Annotated in this window: 4 protein-coding genes; 3 read left to right on the forward strand and 1 reads right to left on the reverse strand. The window is 68.6% G+C overall.

What is annotated here, in order from left to right:
- Positions 1-459: AsmA family protein (locus C5O18_RS08075; protein WP_146089291.1), on the reverse strand; the 459-nt coding region annotated here is incomplete at its 3' end.
- A 171-nt stretch (positions 460-630) separates the two neighbouring features.
- Here C5O18_RS08075 and C5O18_RS08080 point away from each other — a divergent pair.
- The 3 genes from C5O18_RS08080 to C5O18_RS08090 are packed head-to-tail and all read left to right on the forward strand — an operon-like array spanning position 631 to position 3,007.
- Positions 631-870, forward strand: coding sequence for a FeoA family protein (locus C5O18_RS08080; RefSeq protein WP_105193019.1), 240 nt, complete (start codon positions 631-633; stop codon positions 868-870).
- The gene (gene feoB / locus C5O18_RS08085) at positions 867-2,702 is read left to right on the forward strand and encodes a ferrous iron transporter B (RefSeq protein WP_105193021.1); all 1,836 of its coding nucleotides are present in this window, start codon (positions 867-869) and stop codon (positions 2,700-2,702) included. The genes C5O18_RS08080 and feoB overlap by 4 nt, the downstream gene beginning before the upstream one ends.
- Positions 2,699-3,007 (forward strand): DUF6587 family protein, encoded by a 309-nt coding sequence (locus C5O18_RS08090; RefSeq protein ID WP_146089292.1) that lies wholly within the window; start codon positions 2,699-2,701, stop codon positions 3,005-3,007. The genes feoB and C5O18_RS08090 overlap by 4 nt, the downstream gene beginning before the upstream one ends.
- Positions 3,008-3,024 lie beyond the last annotated feature (17 nt).

Raw genomic sequence — 3,024 nt, forward strand, 5'->3', positions numbered from 1 at the left:
GAGCTTCTCGATGTCGAAGGCGACCTGTTCGGACTGTTCTTCTTCATCCGGACTCTTCAGCTTCTCCAGCAGACGGTCCCAGCTGGTGCGGCCGTCGGCGTACTGCACGAAGCGCACCGCGGCGCCATCGACCAGCACGGCGTCGATGCTGGCACGGCCGGAGAGCAGGGGCAGCAGCTCCACCGACACCGCCGCCTGCTTCACTTCCGCCAGCGTTTCCTTGAGCACGGGATCGGTCAGCGACGTCTCGCCCAGCCGGATGCCGATGCTCGGCCAGAGCTGCCAGGCCAGATCACCCTTCAGCGCCAGATCCATGTCGGTCTTCTGCTTCACGACATCGGCCAGTTCCTGCTTGTAGTCGTTCGGGTCGAGCACGAACACGACATAGGCCAGCACGGCCGACACGGACAGCACGACGACACCCAGACCGGCGCCCAGCCAGAGCAGGACACGCTTCATGATCACCTCGGCGGAAAGACTTTGCCGGCCACTCTACCTTGGCGCCCGCGCGGCTTCCACCCTGCCGCCGGAGGAGAAACTCCACAGGAAAGGAGGGGAAATAGCGTTTGACACCGGCAACCCCACGGCCGAGACTTGCAAATCGTTCTCATCCATAGTGTCCGGACTGCTGTGCGACTCTCCGATCTGCCCCGTTACGCCACCGCCATCATCCAGCGCGTCGAACCCACGCAGGATGTCGACCCCATCGCCCGCCGCCTGGCCGACCTCGGTTTCGTGCCCGGCGAGACCGTGCGCCTGACCGCCACCGGCCCCATCGGCGCCGATCCGCTGCTGGTGCAGGTCGGCTTCACCCGCTTCGCGCTGCGGCGCAGCGAGGCCGCGCGCGTGATCGTGGAGGTGTCGGCATGAGCGGCATCCGCCAGATCGCCCTGGTCGGCAACCCGAACTGCGGCAAGACCTCGCTGTTCAACCAGCTCACCGGCGCCCGCCAGAAGGTGGCGAACTACGCCGGCGTGACCGTGGAGCGCAAGGAGGGCCGGCTGGCGCTGCCGTCCGGCCGCACGCTGCGCATCCTCGACCTGCCCGGCGCCTACAGCCTCGACGCCGCCAGCCCCGACGAGGCGGTGACGCGCGCGGTCTGCCTCGGCGAGCTGCCCGGCGAGCAGGCACCGGACCTGATCGTGTGCGTGGCCGACGCCACCAACCTGCGCCTGCACCTGCGCTTCGTGCTGGAAGTGAAGCGCCTCGGCCGGCCCATGGTGCTGGCGCTAAACATGATGGACTCGGCGCGTCGCCGCGATATCCGCATCGATGTCGCCGAGCTGTCGGCACGCCTCGGCATGCCGGTGATCGAAACCGTGGCCGTGCGCCGCGATGGCGTCGCCGACCTGCTGGCGCAGCTCGACAAGCCGCTGCTGGCGCCGGTGCCCGATGCCAGCGAGGCCGGCGCCGACCTGCACGCCGAGGTGAACGCGCTGCTGGCCGCCACCGTGGTCATGCCCACGCTGACCGACTCGCGCGACGATGCCATCGACCGCGTGCTGCTCAACCCGGTGTTCGGCCTCGGCCTGCTGGCCGTGCTCATGTTCCTGATCTTCCAGGCCGTTTTCGCCTGGGCCGACCCGTTCATCGGCATGATCGAGGACGGCATCGCGGCGCTCGGCGAGTTCAGCACCCAGGCCCTGCCCGAGGGCGTGCTGCACAGCCTGCTCAACGACGGCATCTTCGCCGGTGTCGGCGGCGTGCTGGTGTTCCTGCCGCAGATCCTGATCCTGTTCTTCTTCATCCTCGTGCTCGAGGAGTCCGGCTACCTGCCGCGCGCGGCCTTCCTGCTCGACCGCCTGATGTTCAAGGCCGGCCTCAGCGGCCGCGCCTTCATTCCGCTGCTGTCGAGCTTCGCCTGCGCGGTGCCGGGCATCATGGCCACGCGCAGCATCGCCGATCCGCGCGACCGCCTGGTGACCATCATGGTGGCGCCGCTGATGACCTGCTCGGCGCGCCTGCCGGTCTATACCCTGCTGATCGCCGCCTTCATTCCCTCGCAGTCGGTCTGGGGCCTGTTCAACCTGCAGGGCATCGTGCTGTTCGCGCTCTACTTCGGCGGCATCGCCAGCGCGCTGCTGGTGGCCTGGGCGGCCAAGCTGTTCCAGCGCGACCGCAGCGACCACGCGCTGCTCATGGAGCTGCCCAGCTACCGCCTGCCGGACTGGAAGAGCATCGCCATCGGCCTGTACGAGCGCGGCATGATCTTCATCAAGCGCGTCGGCGGCATCATCCTCGCCACCACGGTGCTGATCTGGTTCCTGGCCACCTTCCCGGGGCCGCCGGAGAACGCCACCATGCCGGACATCGACTACAGCTTCGCCGGCCAGATCGGCCACTTCATGGCACCGCTGTTCGCGCCCATCGGCTTCACCTGGGAGATCTGCGTCGCACTGATCCCGGGCATGGCCGCGCGCGAAGTGGCAGTGTCAGCGCTGGGCACGGTGTACGCGTTGTCCGGCAATGAGGACATGGTAGCGAGCCAGCTCGGCGACCTGATCGCGCAGCAGTGGTCGCTGGCCACGGCGCTGTCGCTGCTGGTGTGGTTCATCTACGCGCCGCAGTGCCTGTCGACGCTGGCCACGGTGCGCCGCGAGACCGGCTCCTGGCGCATGGTCGGACTGATGACTTTCTACCTGTTCGGCATGGCCTACCTGGCCGCCTTCGCCACCTACCAGATCACGGTCGCGCTGACATGAGCATGAACGAGCTGCTGCAATGGGGACTGGTCAGCCTGGTGCTGGCCTGGAGCCTGCTGCAGCTCGTGCGCAAGCTGCTGCCGGGCACCTCGCGCGCCTGGCAGGGCCTGCTCGCCGATACCGCGACCCGTCGCGGCTGGGCCCGCTTCGGCCGCTGGCTGCAACCGGCCGGTGGCGGCGCGGGCTGCGACAGCGGTTGCGGCAGCGGCTGCGACAGCTGCGGTGACAGCGGCTCGCCCTCTGACGCCCCTGCGACACCGGTGCAGTGGCGCCCGGCCGCGCGTCCGGAAAAAACCGGACGCTGAAGCCTGCTCAGGCCGCC

Source organism: Amnimonas aquatica (assembly GCF_002943415.1).
In the GTDB taxonomy this organism is placed as follows: Bacteria; Pseudomonadota; Gammaproteobacteria; order Pseudomonadales; family Moraxellaceae; genus Perlucidibaca; species Perlucidibaca aquatica_A.